This window comes from Heyndrickxia sp. MSNUG, from assembly GCF_049532715.1.
GTDB lineage: Bacteria > Bacillota > Bacilli > Bacillales > Cytobacillaceae > Mesobacillus.
The window spans coordinates 32,367-49,004 of the sequence record NZ_CP150978.1 but is presented as its reverse complement, the minus strand read 5'-3'; the positions used below and the strand labels follow the sequence as shown (position 1 = coordinate 49,004).

13 protein-coding genes, 2 tRNA genes and 3 rRNA genes are annotated in these 16,638 nt (G+C 44.7%); 1 reads left to right on the top strand and 17 read right to left on the bottom strand.

Going from position 1 to position 16,638, the window contains the following annotated elements:
- Positions 1 to 88: 88 nt before the first annotated feature.
- Complete coding sequence (metG, locus tag AABM38_RS00245) at positions 89 to 2,044, bottom strand: methionine--tRNA ligase (protein ID WP_423408671.1); 1,956 nt, start codon at positions 2,042 to 2,044, stop codon at positions 89 to 91.
- A 652-nt stretch (positions 2,045 to 2,696) separates the two neighbouring features.
- Between metG and AABM38_RS00240 the strand changes: the two genes are divergently transcribed.
- Complete coding sequence (locus AABM38_RS00240; RefSeq protein WP_125481637.1) at positions 2,697 to 2,984, top strand: AbrB/MazE/SpoVT family DNA-binding domain-containing protein; 288 nt, start codon at positions 2,697 to 2,699, stop codon at positions 2,982 to 2,984.
- Positions 2,985 to 3,060: 76 nt separating this feature from the next.
- Here the strand turns inward: AABM38_RS00240 and rsmI are convergent, their stop codons facing one another.
- The 16 genes from rsmI to AABM38_RS00160 form a co-directional block, all read right to left on the bottom strand.
- Positions 3,061 to 3,942: a 16S rRNA (cytidine(1402)-2'-O)-methyltransferase gene (rsmI, locus tag AABM38_RS00235; protein ID WP_423408670.1), complete on the bottom strand. Its 882-nt coding sequence runs from the start codon at positions 3,940 to 3,942 to the stop codon at positions 3,061 to 3,063.
- Positions 3,920 to 4,207: a GIY-YIG nuclease family protein gene (locus AABM38_RS00230; RefSeq protein WP_423408669.1), complete on the bottom strand. Its 288-nt coding sequence runs from the start codon at positions 4,205 to 4,207 to the stop codon at positions 3,920 to 3,922. The genes rsmI and AABM38_RS00230 overlap by 23 nt, the downstream gene beginning before the upstream one ends.
- Positions 4,194 to 4,937 (bottom strand): tRNA1(Val) (adenine(37)-N6)-methyltransferase, encoded by a 744-nt coding sequence (locus tag AABM38_RS00225; protein WP_423408668.1) that lies wholly within the window; start codon positions 4,935 to 4,937, stop codon positions 4,194 to 4,196. Before AABM38_RS00225 ends, AABM38_RS00230 begins: the two co-directional genes overlap by 14 nt.
- A gap of 66 nt (positions 4,938 to 5,003) precedes the next feature.
- Positions 5,004 to 5,375 carry a DNA replication initiation control protein YabA gene (gene yabA, locus AABM38_RS00220; protein WP_335378603.1) on the bottom strand — a complete coding sequence of 124 codons (372 nt, stop codon included), beginning with the start codon at positions 5,373 to 5,375 and terminating at the stop codon, positions 5,004 to 5,006.
- 13 nt (positions 5,376 to 5,388) lie between these two features.
- The gene (locus AABM38_RS00215; RefSeq protein WP_335378604.1) at positions 5,389 to 6,219 is read right to left on the bottom strand and encodes a stage 0 sporulation family protein; all 831 of its coding nucleotides are present in this window, start codon (positions 6,217 to 6,219) and stop codon (positions 5,389 to 5,391) included.
- A complete protein-coding gene (gene holB, locus AABM38_RS00210) occupies positions 6,212 to 7,219 on the bottom strand; it encodes a DNA polymerase III subunit delta' (RefSeq protein ID WP_423408667.1) in 1,008 nt (335 codons plus the stop codon). The genes AABM38_RS00215 and holB overlap by 8 nt, the downstream gene beginning before the upstream one ends.
- 44 nt (positions 7,220 to 7,263) lie before the next feature.
- Positions 7,264 to 7,593: a cyclic-di-AMP receptor gene (locus tag AABM38_RS00205; protein WP_023613337.1), complete on the bottom strand. Its 330-nt coding sequence runs from the start codon at positions 7,591 to 7,593 to the stop codon at positions 7,264 to 7,266.
- 191 nt (positions 7,594 to 7,784) lie between these two features.
- Positions 7,785 to 8,417, bottom strand: coding sequence for a dTMP kinase (tmk, locus tag AABM38_RS00200; RefSeq protein WP_423408666.1), 633 nt, complete (start codon positions 8,415 to 8,417; stop codon positions 7,785 to 7,787).
- Complete coding sequence (locus tag AABM38_RS00195; RefSeq protein WP_423408665.1) at positions 8,418 to 9,851, bottom strand: aminotransferase class I/II-fold pyridoxal phosphate-dependent enzyme; 1,434 nt, start codon at positions 9,849 to 9,851, stop codon at positions 8,418 to 8,420. It abuts the gene before it with no gap.
- Between the two features lie 89 nt (positions 9,852 to 9,940).
- The gene (locus AABM38_RS00190; protein WP_423408664.1) at positions 9,941 to 10,144 is read right to left on the bottom strand and encodes a sigma factor G inhibitor Gin; all 204 of its coding nucleotides are present in this window, start codon (positions 10,142 to 10,144) and stop codon (positions 9,941 to 9,943) included.
- 743 nt (positions 10,145 to 10,887) lie between these two features.
- Positions 10,888 to 11,003 (bottom strand): 5S ribosomal RNA (rrf, locus tag AABM38_RS00185).
- A 75-nt stretch (positions 11,004 to 11,078) separates the two neighbouring features.
- Positions 11,079 to 14,013: ribosomal RNA gene (locus AABM38_RS00180) — 23S ribosomal RNA — on the bottom strand.
- A gap of 118 nt (positions 14,014 to 14,131) precedes the next feature.
- Positions 14,132 to 14,207, bottom strand: a tRNA-Ala gene (locus AABM38_RS00175).
- A 19-nt stretch (positions 14,208 to 14,226) separates the two neighbouring features.
- Positions 14,227 to 14,303 (bottom strand) — tRNA-Ile (locus tag AABM38_RS00170).
- A 106-nt stretch (positions 14,304 to 14,409) separates the two neighbouring features.
- Positions 14,410 to 15,959: ribosomal RNA gene (locus tag AABM38_RS00165) — 16S ribosomal RNA — on the bottom strand.
- The 16S, 23S and 5S rRNA genes sit together here with 2 tRNA genes alongside, the layout of an rRNA operon.
- A gap of 406 nt (positions 15,960 to 16,365) precedes the next feature.
- Positions 16,366 to 16,629, bottom strand: coding sequence for a pro-sigmaK processing inhibitor BofA family protein (locus AABM38_RS00160; protein WP_423408663.1), 264 nt, complete (start codon positions 16,627 to 16,629; stop codon positions 16,366 to 16,368).
- Positions 16,630 to 16,638: the final 9 nt, after the last annotated feature.

Here is a 16,638-nt window from a genome sequence, read left to right as displayed (position 1 = left end):
CCAAAAGTTTGCTCTTTTTGAGCATGAAAAAACCTGGAAATGTTACACATGGAACATTTCCAGGTTTTTCTTGTTTTCTTGTCGATTTTTATTTAACTTTTGCCCCGATTGACAGTGAGTCATCTACTGAAGCCAGTGACATAACGCCGTCTTTTTCCCCGGCAAGTATCATTCCCTCGGAAAGTTCCCCACGAAGTTTTACAGGCTTAAGATTTGTGACACAAATGACTTTTTTGCCAACAAGGTCTTCTGGCTTATAGTATTTCGCAATTCCTGACACTACCTGGCGTTTCTCATAGCCAAGATTTAATTGAAGCTTTAATAGCTTATCAGCTTTTTTCACTGGTTCTGCATGAATGACTTCTGCAACCCTAAGCTCGACCTTCATGAAATCATCAATCGTGATTTCTTCCTGCGGTTCAGGCTTTTCTTCTTCAATAGGTGCTGCTGCAGGAGCTGAGCCTTGCATTTTTTCTTTGATAAAATCAACCTCTTCCTTCAAATCAAGACGTGGGAAAATCGGCTCTCCCTGTACAACCTTCGTCCCTGAAGGAATTTGTCCGAATGATTCAAGACTTTCCCATGTCTGAAGCGCTTCAGAAGCGACATTCAGCTGGGCAAAGATTTTATCAGGAGTCCTCGTTAAGAATGGCTTCAAAAGGACAGCAACTCTTCTTAATGACTCGGCAAGATGAACCATTACACTGGCTAAAGCATCTTTTTGAGCTTCATCCTTTGCCAGTACCCATGGATGAGTTTCATCGATGAATTTATTGCATCGGCTTACCAGCTGCCACACAGAAGTAAGCGCCACGGAAAACTCCATTTTTTCCATAGCTTCTTCAAACTTTTGTACTGTTTCGTTGTTTACTTCGAGAAGCTGTTTCTCAAATTCCCCTTCGGAACCGTTGTAAGCAGGAATTTCACCATCGAAGTATTTATTGATCATCGCAACTGTCCTGTTCAACAGATTGCCAAGGTCATTAGCAAGATCGAAGTTAATGCGTTCGACAAAGCCTTCTGGTGTAAACACGCCATCAGAACCAAATGGAACCTCGCGCAACAAGTAGTAGCGAAGTGCATCAAGGCCATAGCGGTCAATCAAAGTAACAGGATCAACTACATTGCCCTTTGATTTAGACATTTTCCCATCCTTCATCAAAAGCCAGCCGTGGGCGAAAACCTTTTTAGGAAGTGGAAGATCAAGCGCCATCAGCATGATTGGCCAATATATCGTATGGAAGCGGACGATTTCTTTTCCGACAAGGTGGACGTCCGCAGGCCAGAATTTCAAATACTTTGAATCATCCTCTGTGCCGTAGCCAAGTGCTGTAATATAATTTGAAAGGGCATCAATCCATACATAAATGACATGCTTCGGATCTCCTGGAACCTTTACTCCCCAATCAAATGTCGTACGTGAAACAGCCAAATCCTCAAGTCCAGGCTTAATGAAGTTATTGATCATCTCATTCTTCCGTGACTCGGGTTGGATGAAGTCAGGATTTTCTTCATAGTACTTCAGCAGCCTGTCGGCATATCTGCTCATTTTAAAGAAATACGATTCTTCCTTTACCTTTTCAACAGGGCGGCCGCAGTCTGGGCAATTCCCATCTTCTAGCTGTCGGTCAGTGTAAAAGGATTCACATGGAGTACAGTACCAGCCTTCATATTGATCAAGATAAATATCGCCCTGCTCCAAAAGCTGCGCGAAAATCTTTTCGACAATCTGCTTGTGCCGGTCTTGGGTAGTACGAATAAAATCGTTGTACGATATATCCAGCTTGCCCCATAGCTCCTGGATGCCATCGACAATTTCATCCACATATTGCTGTGGCGTAATTCCTTTAGCTTCAGCATTCCGCTGAATTTTTTGGCCGTGCTCATCCGTGCCAGTCAAATACATGACATCAAAGCCGCGGAGCCTTTTATAACGTGCCATTGCATCGCCGGCCACCGTCGTATACGCGTGGCCGATATGCAAATTGCCGCTTGGATAATAAATAGGGGTCGTAAGATAAAAGGTTTTCAGTTTCTCTTCCATGAAGATCCTCCTTAACTAAAACTGCTAGTTCATTCTAATAGTAGTTATTATACCAGCTAATGCCTTGGCTTTCCTACTGTAGTGTTAAAAAAGCCCCGCCCTGTTGGGCAAGAGCTGATCAATTCCAACTTATTCTGCACTCTTTACATACATAATAGAAAGTCAGGTTTCGAATTATCGCTCTTCACTAATTTTCCATTTAAGAATTTGTTTTTGTAAAAGCCGATTATTCCATGGTATAAAGGAAACTAAGTACTCGAAATCAGCTTAATAGAATGATTGCCTTATCTATCCTCAAAATATACCCATTTAAGTTAAAATGTGCAATATGCCGTGAATATGACAAACTTATGACATTTTGTCGAAAGAGATGTAGAAATTTGTCGAATCTCGCAAATAATATTATATTACCAAAAACATTTTTGTCTGTTTCCCGAGACAAAAACATGGCGACAATCCTTGCTCCTTCTAGACTCTCCAACCTTAAACGTTGATATAAAAAGGTTTTTAATAAGTGTTAAAAATTGTTAATGGAAGAAAAATAAATTAATTGACGGTTATTGGAATCGCTGGTATTATAAAACCAATAGAAAAAAATATGTCGAATTATGACGAAACAATATATGGGAAAATGAGAGGAGACTATTTTACTATGAAATCTACTGGTATTGTACGTAAAGTTGATGAACTTGGACGCGTGGTTATTCCGATCGAACTAAGAAGAACTCTTGGCATCGCAGAAAAGGATGCTCTAGAAATCTATGTGGACGATGACCGCATCATCCTTAAAAAATATAAGCCAAACATGACTTGCCATATTACTGGTGAAGTATCTGACAACAACATCACATTGGCAGGCGGAAAGCTAATTCTTAGCCGTGAAGGTGCAGAACAGCTTCTTAAAGAAATCCAGGGTAACTTCGAACCTGTAAAAGCTTAAATCTAATACAAGCAAGGCCGTGGACCCTTCCACGGCCTTTTTTAATCGTTATTTTTTGCAGGACCTTTGCTGCTTCTTACTCATCCACATGGTAAGCCTGGTATACATCTCGTTTTTGCATGCCTCTGTCCTTTGCAGTCTGTTTGATGGCATCCTTCGAATTCATATTTTCAGTTGAGATATAATGCTCGACATGCTCATTCAAGCTCAACTTTTCCCACCAGTGAATTTCTCCTTCTTCTATTGAACTTAAGGAAGCTCCTTCTATGATTAAAACGAACTCACCACGTATTTCTTCAACATGAGCCCATTCCAGTGCCTCAGAGATCGTTCCCCTGATGAATTCTTCATACTTCTTCGTAAGTTCACGGCAAAGGACGATTTTTCTGTCACCAAGCCCTTCCAGCATTAAAGACAGCGTTTCTTTTAAGCGGTGGGGGGATTCGTAAAGAACGATGGTTGCTGTCTGTTTTGACAATGTTTCAAGCTCTTTCTTCTTTTCCTTTTTGCCTCTCTGGAGGAATCCATAATAATAGAAAGGCTGTGGCTGGATCCCAGAAGCGATTAAGGCAGTCAATGCCGCATTTGCCCCAGGAAGTGGTACAACTGTCAATCCCTCGGCTATTGCCTCCGCCACCAGCTCAGTGCCTGGGTCAGATATCGTCGGCATACCCGCGTCACTTACCAGGGCAATTTTTGCTCCGTCCCTTATTTTTTCAAGTAACTTATAGCCGCTGCTTTCTTTATTATGTTCGTGATAGCTCGTAACAGGCGTCTCAATCTCAAAATAATTGCAAAGCTTCTTCGTATTCCGTGTATCTTCCGCGGCAATTAAATCGGCTTCCTTCATTATTCTGATTGCCCTGAAGGTCATATCCTCGAGGTTGCCAATCGGTGTAGGGACCAGATACAAGATCCCTTTTTCATTCTCCCGCTCAAAGCTTTTCTGCTGATGCATATAAACCACCCATTTCTCTTAAAAGAAAGTCTTCCTTCTTTTTTCGTGTCCATTGCTTAAATTCATATTCCGCTTTCATTGCATCGCTTTTTTCATCAAAGGATTTTGAATACACAAGCGTTACCGGTCCACGGCCCTTGGTGTATTTAGCACCTTTTCCCTCGTTATGCATTTTCAGCCGGCGTTCAAGATTGTTCGTATATCCAGCATAGAGGCTGCCATCCCGGCAAAGCAGGACATAGAAATAATGCCTACTTGCTTCCATATAACATTTCTTTCACGACTGGAGTGTACTCATTATTGGCATCATAAACAATCAGGGGCTCAAGTATTTTAAGATCAGGACTGCCATCCTTAATTGCCTCGATCAGCAATGTATTGGCTTCTTTCCCAGCCTTTGGATAGACAAATTGGATCCGTTTAGGCTCCAGACGGTATTTTCTCATCAGTTCGATGATATCGATCAGCCTTCCCGGACGATGCACAAAGGCAACCTTGCCTCCTTGCTTAACAAGCTGGCTTGAAGATTTAATCGCATCCTCCAGTGTGCAGAGGATTTCATGACGCGCTATTGCCATATGTTCATTCTCGTTTATTTCTTCCTTTGAAGGTGTCGGAAAATAAGGTGGATTGCATGTTACCACATCATATTTTTCAAAACCAAGCTGTTTAGGCGCTTCCTTGATATCTCCATGGACCATTTGCAGACGATCCTCAAGCTGGTTGTACTCAATGCTGCGGACAGCCATATCATATAAACGTTCCTGTATTTCTACCCCTGTGATCGTTCCTTTTGTCCTCGCACTTAAAAAAAGAGGTATCACACCATTTCCACTGCAAAGGTCAACAATCTTCCCTCTTTGGATCGGCACCCATACAAACCTTGCGAGCAGTACAGCATCCAGGGAAAAAGAAAACACATTCGGGCTCTGGATGATCCTTAAATCCTCTGCCAGTAAATAGTCCAGTCTTTCATCTTCTTTTAGGTTAAGCATCTCGATTTGTTCCTCCAATAATAAAACCTTATAAAAATAGCCTTCCCAATGAAGGAAGGCTGCCAATTATTTTTTATTAAGAAATGATAAACAAAACAAGCAATCCTCTTTGCGCGGGCTGCCAAAATGCAAATTGCAGATGTGGAAACCTTCCTGATAAAGCCGGGCAAGGTTATCATAGCCTTCGCCAACATCGACAACATGTTTTTCGGCCTGGACTGTATGGATGTTTTCTTTACTATCCTTCTTAATGTTTGGATCTTTCTTACCAATAGCTTGATCCAGACGGCGTCTTATATGCTCATTTTCCAGCTTTAAAGAGTTATTCTCTTCCAGAATCTCTGCTAAATGCTGTTTTAACTCACCAAGCTGACGGTATAAATCACCGATTTGTGCTTCCATATTACTTACTGAGTCAAAGATATCTTTTTTATCCACCTGTTCCACCTCATTAATCTGTGGATGATTGCAACGATACAGCTCCTGCTTCCTGTATTTCCTCAAGCGTATATTCAAGCACGCGTTCCTGGCCGGCAACATCAACCTGCATCACACGTTCCAAAATATTCAGCCCTACCACTTTTCCTGGACCATTAGGTGTCACGATCATTTCACCAAGGTCAGGCAGCTGCTCCTTCGCTGTTTCATATTCATCATTCTCATATTTCAAACAGCACATCAGCCTGCCGCATAGCCCGGAAATCTTTGTAGGATTAAGCGAGAGGTTTTGATCCTTGGCCATCTTGATTGAAACTGGATCAAAGTCTCCCAGGAACGTAGAACAACAAAGCATTCTGCCGCAAGGGCCGATACCGCCAAGCATTTTCGCTTCATCCCTGACACCAATCTGGCGAAGCTCGATCCTTGTCCTGAAAATGGATGCCAAATCCTTCACCAATTCCCGGAAATCGACGCGGCCGTCAGCCGTGAAGTAAAAAATGACTTTATTGCGGTCAAATGTATATTCAACATCAACAAGCTTCATATCCAGCTGATGTTCATTCACTTTATCACTGCAAACATCGTATGCTTCTTTTGCAGCTGTTTTGTTTTCCTCGACAATAAGACGATCCTTTTGATCTGCAATTCTGACTACCTTTTTCAGAGGCAGGACTACATCCTTTTCGCCAACCTGTTTTCGGGGAGTAACCACTCTTCCGTACTCTACACCCCTGACAGTTTCGACAATGACGAATTCGTCCTTTTGAATTGAGAGATCGCCGGGATCAAAATAATAAATCTTCCCCGCTTTCTTGAAGCGGACACCTACTACATCATACAAGTGTAGATCCCTCCTGCAATTTTAACACCAGCTCTTCCATAAGCAGCTGGGGATTCATATTGGCATGCAGCTTCCTCTTCGCCTCCAGAATGGCTGCCATTTGTTCGGTAAGACGCCGTCCGGATGTCTGTAGTGCAAACTGTTCTAAACGTGAGCTTTCGTTTAGATAAACAACCTGGTCCTTCTTGCCAAGCTGAATGTATAATAAATCCTTAAAAATAAGAAGTAATAAATCCAAACCTCGATCAATCTGTTCTTTCTCTTTGAAGTGGGTAAACCAGTTTTCCTGAAGCGTGACCATTGCTTCAAGGGAATTCTTTTTTAGCACTTCATATAATTTTAACACTATTTTTTGTGCTTGTGCAAACCAATCATTATGACTAATTTCCAGAGCTTCTTCCAAATTGTTCGTCAGCTGCGCAAAGAGCGGTGCACTCTGAGGATTAACACCGTTTGCTATCAACTGTTCTGCCATATTTTTAGGAGATAGCGGTGTAAAATTGATGTGCTGGCATCTGGATAAAATTGTCGGCAGCATCTGCTGGGCCTGCTCGGTAATCAAGACCGCAACCGTACCCGCATGCGGCTCTTCGAGAAACTTCAATAAACTGTTCGCTGCATTTGTCGTCATTTTATCTGCATGGACAATGGTGTACAGCTTATTTTTGGATTCAACGCCCGTTTTTGAAAACTCCTCCTGAAGCTCCTGGATCTGGCCTTTTTTAATAGACAGACCATCAGGTTCGACAAGATGGATATCAGGGTGGTTGCCGCTGTTGATCCTCTTGCAATTCACACAGCCTTCACAAGGTTTATAGCCTTCAACCGGAGCATGACAATTGATGCTTTTGGCCAGGAGCATACTAATCTCCTTTTTGCCAGTGCCCCTCATACCTTCATATAAATACGCATGGGCTATTCGATTTTTCAGGATGCTGTTTTTTATCATTTTTAAAACATTCGGCTGCAGTCTCTCCAGCTCGTCCCACGTTTTTGCCAATGCGATCACTCTCTTACATTTATTAATTCATTTCTTATATCTGATTAAAATTGGTGAAACTGCTCAACCGGCAATACAAATACGGTTGCTCCCCCAACTTCAACCTCCACTGGGTAAGGAACATACGAATCTGCATTTCCCCCCATTGGAGATACCGGTGCCACAAGCTGGTCTCTTGATTTACAATTATCCCTGATAACCTCAAGTGCTTTTTCTACCCTGATGTCTTCGGTTCCTATGATAAAAGTGGTATTCCCTGATTTTAAGAATCCACCTGTACTAGCCATTTTTGTTGCTCGAAAATTATGGTCCACCAATGCATTCGACAAACGATTGCTGTCCTGATCCTGAACCACGGCTAAAATTAGTTTCATTCATGTTCCTCCTATTTTTTATTCCGTAACATTTGTATTCCCATTATAACAGGATTCACGTGACAAGACATGATTTATACTAAAAATCCCAAACGCTTCCAAATAGTGCCACAGTTATTTATTCTTAAACAGTCAACAAGCGCCTCTAAATAAAAACAAGCCTTAAAGTCAACCAGGCTTGTCTCAATTGATCACTTATTCAATTCATCTTTTATTCTCGCTTCAGCATCTTTATAAACTGCTTCTAGCTCCCGGGAAGCATCAATTTTTACAATTCGATCCGAAAATCGATCTGCAAGAATCATGTATCCCTCTCTCACCTTTTGGTGGAATTCCAGATTCTCAAGATCAAGGCGGTTCACTTCCCGGCCTTTATTTTTATTGATTCTTTCAAGTCCCAATTCTGGAGCCAAATCAAAATATAAAGTAAGCTGAGGCATCATATCTTCAATGGCAAACTCATTAATCGAGTACACCTCATCAATGCCAAGGCCGCGGGCATATCCCTGATAAGCCAACGAACTGTCGACAAACCTGTCACATAAAATGATTTTTCCCTTTTCAAGAGCTGGCTTTACCTTTTCAGCCAGATGCTGCCTTCTTGCAGCAGCATATAATAGCGCCTCAGTGCGTGGGTCCATCGCCGTATTATCACGGTCCAGGATCACTTGCCTGATTTGCTCAGCAATCTCAATACCTCCAGGCTCGCGTGTAGCCACAACCTCGAACCCTTCTTTTTGAAGATTATCAGCAAGCATATTAATTATCGTTGTCTTGCCTGACCCATCCGGTCCTTCAATTGTTATAAAAATTCCGTTAGTCATTTAGATCCCCCAACTCTTAAACACTTTTATTTTATCAGCAGACAAAAACTCTCCACCCTGGATTTTCGCACCTATATTCCTCAAATAGCAAATTGTCTGTAAATCCTCTTCCTTCACCACTTCACCAGGAAGGCAAAGTGGAATACCAGGAGGGTACGGGATAATGGATTCTGCACAGATTCTTCCGGCAGAGGCATCAAGCGGAATGACCTCTGTTTCCTGGCGTTCCATTTCCTTATAACCGACAGCTAATGTTGAAATCGCGTAATTTTTTATAAAATGGTTCTCGCTAATCGACCGTTCTTTCGGAATCGACAAAGCTGCAGCGGCAAGGCTATCAGCGGCCTCTAGCCATCTGTGCTTCATTCCTCTCTTCAACAAAGGAAGCACAAATAGGACATTGTAAGGGTCCGCTAATTCGGTAAAAATCCCCTGTGACTCCAAAATTCTTTGCAATTCAAATCCAGATAATGTACCTGTTGCCTGGATAGTTATCTTTAAAGGATCACCCTGGTTCAATAACCGAATCGTCTCGATGTTATTTATCGTACTCCGGAAACTTTCAATCTCTCCACTAAGATAGGTGAGATCCTCTTGACTGTATGTGCCCAGATAGCTTCGCGCCAAATCAAGAGAAGCCATCAAGGGATAAGATGGACTGCTAGATTGCAGCGCCTGTAAATAAAACTGTAATTTATCCCCAGAAACCAAGCTGCTTTGAAAGTGGAGAAAAGCACCCATCGTCATCGCAGGCAGCGTTTTATGTGCAGATTGCACAACGATGTCGGCCCCTAGCTCCACTGCAGATTGCGGAAAAGAATCCCCCGCAATAAAATGCACACCATGTGCCTCATCCACCAGCACAGGAATGTCATGGGTATGAGCCAAATCGATGATACTCTTGAGGTCATAGGTCAACCCATAATAATTAGGATATGTTAAAATAAGTGCCTTTGCATCTGGATACTGGTTAATAGCCGACTTAATGTCATCTATATTCAGTCCTCCTGCAACTTTATATTCCTCGTTAAAATCAGGGCTGATAAAGACAGGATTGGCTTTAGCAAGTTTTATTCCATTCATAATTGATTTATGAGAATTGCGCTGTACCAGTACGAGATCATTTTCGTTTATGGCAGAAAGAATCATAGACAAATTTCCTACTGTAGAGCCATTTATTAAAAAAAAGCTCTTTTGTGTACGATACAAATCTGCTAATAACTCTTCCGCTTCTAAAATGACACCCTCTGGAGAATGCAAATCATCAAGGCCCGTTATTTCTGTGGCATCAAGCTTTAATATATCACTAAAAAAGGATTGTCCCTTTTCCAAAAAAACTTCGCCAAATTTATGACCGGGAACGTGAAAGGAAATGGGACTTTTCTGGTTATGCTTAATTAGTTGGTCAAACAAAGGTGTTCTCGTTTGTTTCATATACTCACCTTATATACATTATTCATTCATACTTACCTATTCTAACATTGATTTTGAGCAAAAAAAATAAAAGCCCTATAAAGAGGCTTTTAACTATAAATCTCAGGATTCGTTACTTTCCTTAACTTTTCTACGTAATATTTATATTTAGGATCACACGTATCAGTCTTGATCATGACGCTCTCACACTCTGTGCAAATAAATGAAGTATACAGGTGTATTCCTGCTGTTTTAGCCTGTTCGCAAACCACACACGTTTCCCCAACTTGTTTTTTTGCTAAAAGCGAACCCAATTTCTCCACCTCCGTACACCTATTGTTGCCAGCAGCTCCTTTTTGTATACAATTTTCCGAATAATATTTTAGAAAGTTTAATTGTTTTATATTTTATGATTGACTTCCCATTTCCTTGTATGTCTTATAACAATTTAGGGTTGGTTAATTATTATATGGTAAGATAGGCACTTTTCTTGGCATTCCTGCGGGCGCAGCTGGTCAGGTGAAATTCCGAAGGAGCGAACTAGGTTAAGAAGCCTAAAATGGCTTCTCTTCTTAAAAGTGCTCAAAAACAAAACCAAACATGATGTAGAGTGGGAATCTTGACAGTTTCGTTCATATCAGGAGGCTCAGCGCCATACCCCGCGGAAAGCGAAGCGCTTGGAACGAAAATCAACACCCTTGTTTAAAAAGCCAATTAATAAAGGGTATTTTTGACACCAAAAGTTTTAAGGCGGTGATGAAGCTAAGGAATTCATTTTATAAATGGTTATTCGTACTCTAATTTGGGGATTTCCGCTTATAATATTGATTTGATGAAAATTAATTAATACAAGTTGGACGAAGTTTAATACCAGTTGAGCAAAACATAATACCTGTTAGCCCACACTTACTACCGGTTGATAGAAATACCATACCGGTGACTGCTAAGATCATTCCGGTAAAATCGATTATAACCCAACTAACTGGTTACCATTACTGTGTATCCACATTTAATAAGACACAAAAAAAGAACAGCCATTACAGCTGTTCTTTCGTTTGCCCGGCGGCGTCCTACTCTCACAGGGGGAAACCCCCAACTACCATCGGCGCTGAGAAGCTTAACTTCCGTGTTCGGTATGGGAACGGGTGTGACCTTCTCGCCATCGCCACCAGACTATTTGGTTTGAGGTTTTGTTCCCTCAAAACTAGATAATGTGTAAGAAGAAAAAAGAAGAACGAGTAATCTAATTTGGTTAAGTCCTCGAACGATTAGTATCAGTCAGCTCCACACGTCACCGCGCTTCCACCTCTGACCTATCAACCTGATCATCTTTCAGGGTTCTTACTAGCTTGCGCTATGGGAAATCTCATCTTGAGGGGGGCTTCATGCTTAGATGCTTTCAGCACTTATCCCGTCCGCACATAGCTACCCAGCGATGCCTTTGGCAAGACAACTGGTACACCAGCGGTGCGTCCATCCCGGTCCTCTCGTACTAAGGACAGCTCCTCTCAAATTTCCTGCGCCCACGACGGATAGGGACCGAACTGTCTCACGACGTTCTGAACCCAGCTCGCGTACCGCTTTAATGGGCGAACAGCCCAACCCTTGGGACCGACTACAGCCCCAGGATGCGATGAGCCGACATCGAGGTGCCAAACCTCCCCGTCGATGTGGACTCTTGGGGGAGATAAGCCTGTTATCCCCGGGGTAGCTTTTATCCGTTGAGCGATGGCCCTTCCATGCGGAACCACCGGATCACTAAGCCCGACTTTCGTCCCTGCTCGACTTGTAGGTCTCGCAGTCAAGCTCCCTTGTGCCTTTACACTCTGCGAATGATTTCCAACCATTCTGAGGGAACCTTTGGGCGCCTCCGTTACTCTTTAGGAGGCGACCGCCCCAGTCAAACTGCCCACCTGACACTGTCTCCCGCCCCGATCAGGGGCGTGGGTTAGAATTTCAATACAGCCAGGGTAGTATCCCACCGACGCCTCCACCGAAGCTGGCGCTCCGGTTTCTCAGGCTCCTACCTATCCTGTACAAGCTGTACCAAAATTCAATATCAGGCTACAGTAAAGCTCCACGGGGTCTTTCCGTCCTGTCGCGGGTAACCTGCATCTTCACAGGTACTATAATTTCACCGAGTCTCTCGTTGAGACAGTGCCCAGATCGTTACGCCTTTCGTGCGGGTCGGAACTTACCCGACAAGGAATTTCGCTACCTTAGGACCGTTATAGTTACGGCCGCCGTTTACTGGGGCTTCGATTCAGAGCTTCGCTTGCGCTAACCCCTCCTCTTAACCTTCCAGCACCGGGCAGGCGTCAGCCCCTATACTTCGCCTTGCGGCTTCGCAGAGACCTGTGTTTTTGCTAAACAGTCGCCTGGGCCTATTCACTGCGGCTCATCTAGGCTATTCACCCAAATGAGCACCCCTTCTCCCGAAGTTACGGGGTCATTTTGCCGAGTTCCTTAACGAGAGTTCTCTCGCTCACCTTAGGATTCTCTCCTCGCCTACCTGTGTCGGTTTGCGGTACGGGCACCTTTTATCTCGCTAGAGGCTTTTCTTGGCAGTGTGAAATCAGGAACTTCGGTACTATATTTCCCTCGCTGTCACAGCTCAGCCTTCACGCAAGCGGGATTTGCCTCACTTGCAGCCTTACTGCTTAGACGCGCATATCCAACAGCGCGCTTACCCTATCCTACTGCGTCCCCCCATTGCTCAAACGATAAAGAGGTGGTACAGGAATATCAACCTGTTGTCCATCGCCTACGCCTTTCGGCCTCGGCTTAGGTCCCGACTAACCCTGAGAGGACGAGCCTTCCTCAGGAAACCTTAGGCATTCGGTGGATGGGATTCTCACCCATCTTTCGCTACTCATACCGGCATTCTCACTTCTAAGCGCTCCACCAGTCCTTACGGTCTAGCTTCAACGCCCTTAGAACGCTCTCCTACCACTGACATCAAAGATGTCAATCCACAGCTTCGGTGATACGTTTAGCCCCGGTACATTTTCGGCGCAGAGTCACTCGACCAGTGAGCTATTACGCACTCTTTAAATGGTGGCTGCTTCTAAGCCAACATCCTGGTTGTCTAAGCAACTCCACATCCTTTTCCACTTAACGTATACTTTGGGACCTTAGCTGGTGGTCTGGGCTGTTTCCCTTTTGACTACGGATCTTATCACTCGCAGTCTGACTCCCACGGATAAGTCTTTGGCATTCGGAGTTTGTCTGAATTCGGTAACCCGATGAGGGCCCCTAGTCCAAACAGTGCTCTACCTCCAAGACTCTTACAACGTGAGGCTAGCCCTAAAGCTATTTCGGAGAGAACCAGCTATCTCCAAGTTCGATTGGAATTTCTCCGCTACCCACACCTCATCCCCGCACTTTTCAACGTGCGTGGGTTCGGGCCTCCAGTTGGTGTTACCCAACCTTCACCCTGGACATGGGTAGATCACCTGGTTTCGGGTCTACGACCACATACTCATTCGCCCTATTCAGACTCGCTTTCGCTGCGGCTCCGTCTTCTCAACTTAACCTTGCATGGGATCGTAACTCGCCGGTTCATTCTACAAAAGGCACGCCATCACCCATTAACGGGCTCTGACTACTTGTAGGCACACGGTTTCAGGATCTATTTCACTCCCCTTCCGGGGTGCTTTTCACCTTTCCCTCACGGTACTGGTTCACTATCGGTCACTAGGGAGTATTTAGCCTTGGGAGATGGTCCTCCCAGCTTCCGACGGGATTTCTCGTGTCCCGCCGTACTCAGGATCCACTCAGGAGGGAACGAAGTTTCAACTACAGGGTTTTTACCTTCTCTGACGGGCCTTTCCAGACCACTTCATCTACCCCGTTCCTTTGTAACTCCATGTAGAGTGTCCTACAACCCCAAGAGGCAAGCCTCTTGGTTTGGGCTATGTCCCGTTTCGCTCGCCGCTACTCAGGGAATCGCGTTTGCTTTCTCTTCCTCCGGGTACTTAGATGTTTCAGTTCCCCGGGTCTGCCTTCAATACCCTATGTATTCAGGTAAAGATACTGTTCCATTACGAACAGTGGGTTTCCCCATTCGGAAATCTCCGGATCAAAGCTTACTTACAGCTCCCCGAAGCATATCGGTGTTAGTCCCGTCCTTCATCGGCTCCTAGTGCCAAGGCATCCACCGTGCGCCCTTTCTAACTTAACCGTTTGACAATAAATTGTCGTGGTTGATTCTCTATTAAATAGAGAGAAAAACTAAAATGGCGATCACTCGGTTTTTCTTGGTTCTTCTTACTTACGATTATCTAGTTTTCAAGGAACAATGGTGGAGCCTAGCGGGATCGAACCGCTGACCTCCTGCGTGCAAGGCAGGCGCTCTCCCAGCTGAGCTAAGGCCCCATTAATTATGAGAGATATATGGTGGGCCTAAATGGACTCGAACCATCGACCTCACGCTTATCAGGCGTGCGCTCTAACCAGCTGAGCTATAGGCCCATATATCATATGAGAGGAATCGCTCCCTCAAAACTAAACAAACAAGCGGTCAACTGTACGAATCATAAGATTCGCATTCCGATTACCTTTACGGCAATATCCTTAGAAAGGAGGTGATCCAGCCGCACCTTCCGATACGGCTACCTTGTTACGACTTCACCCCAATCATCTGTCCCACCTTAGGCGGCTGGCTCCAAAAGGTTACCCCACCGACTTCGGGTGTTACAAACTCTCGTGGTGTGACGGGCGGTGTGTACAAGGCCCGGGAACGTATTCACCGCGGCATGCTGATCCGCGATTACTAGCGATTCCGGCTTCATGCAGGCGAGTTGCAGCCTGCAATCCGAACTGAGAATGGTTTTATGGGATTGGCTTCACCTCGCGGCTTCGCTGCCCTTTGTTCCATCCATTGTAGCACGTGTGTAGCCCAGGTCATAAGGGGCATGATGATTTGACGTCATCCCCACCTTCCTCCGGTTTGTCACCGGCAGTCACCTTAGAGTGCCCAACTTAATGCTGGCAACTAAGATCAAGGGTTGCGCTCGTTGCGGGACTTAACCCAACATCTCACGACACGAGCTGACGACAACCATGCACCACCTGTCACTCTGTCCCCCGAAGGGGAACGCCCTATCTCTAGGGTTGTCAGAGGATGTCAAGACCTGGTAAGGTTCTTCGCGTTGCTTCGAATTAAACCACATGCTCCACCGCTTGTGCGGGCCCCCGTCAATTCCTTTGAGTTTCAGCCTTGCGGCCGTACTCCCCAGGCGGAGTGCTTAATGCGTTTGCTGCAGCACTAAAGGGCGGAAACCCTCTAACACTTAGCACTCATCGTTTACGGCGTGGACTACCAGGGTATCTAATCCTGTTCGCTCCCCACGCTTTCGCGCCTCAGCGTCAGTTACAGACCAGAGAGCCGCCTTCGCCACTGGTGTTCCTCCACATCTCTACGCATTTCACCGCTACACGTGGAATTCCGCTCTCCTCTTCTGCACTCAAGTTCCCCAGTTTCCAATGACCCTCCCCGGTTGAGCCGGGGGCTTTCACATCAGACTTAAGGAACCGCCTGCGCGCGCTTTACGCCCAATAATTCCGGACAACGCTTGCCACCTACGTATTACCGCGGCTGCTGGCACGTAGTTAGCCGTGGCTTTCTGGTCAGGTACCGTCAAGGTACCGGCAGTTACTCCGATACTTGTTCTTCCCTGACAACAGAGCTTTACGACCCGAAGGCCTTCATCGCTCACGCGGCGTTGCTCCGTCAGACTTTCGTCCATTGCGGAAGATTCCCTACTGCTGCCTCCCGTAGGAGTCTGGGCCGTGTCTCAGTCCCAGTGTGGCCGATCACCCTCTCAGGTCGGCTACGCATCGTCGCCTTGGTGAGCCGTTACCTCACCAACTAGCTAATGCGCCGCGGGCCCATCTGTAAGTGACAGCCGAAACCGTCTTTCAGCTTTTCCCCATGAGAGGAAAAGGATTATCCGGTATTAGCTCCGGTTTCCCGAAGTTATCCCAGTCTTACAGGCAGGTTGCCCACGTGTTACTCACCCGTCCGCCGCTGATCTTCAAAAGCAAGCTAATGAAGATCCGCTCGACTTGCATGTATTAGGCACGCCGCCAGCGTTCGTCCTGAGCCAGGATCAAACTCTCCAAAAAAGAGTATGAGTTAAGCTCATAATTTAAAACGTTGGCTAGTGATCATCTATATAATAGAAGTCACTATAATATTGTTTGTTGACGCTTGTTTGTTTAGTTTTCAAAGAGCAATTTTTCTGGCGTCGCTCGTAGGCGACTTAAATAATATATCATGTTGCGATTGCTTCGTCAACACTTTTTTTAAAAGTTTTTAACTGATGTCCAACAGCAACTTTTATATAATAACAACTCTTGCTTGGTTGGTCAATAACTTTTTCATAAAAAAGCTATTTTCCACAGATTGTTTTTTGTAGGAAGAATAGATTCTTGCCTTTTTCAAAAATCATGAATTTAAAAAAGATACCGTGAACAACGAAAAACATAAAAAATGCCGCTTTCCACAAGCGGCATTTCCATCAGCTAATCATTATATAATCCATGTCTGAATCGCAACAAGTGCAAAAACACCAGGTATTCCTAACAATCCAGAAACCGCTGCTGTTGCTATATTGATTGGCACGTAAACTCCGAAGCTGGTTCCGAAAGCATTAAGAAAAAATAAAAAGATGGCTCCGATTAAAATCTTTACTGCACCCTGGCCGACAAAACGGAGTGGTTTTGTCGGTGCACCTATGACCAGCAGCAGGAAGATCAATCCGCCAAGGATCGATATGACAACTACAGGATCCATACTGTTCCC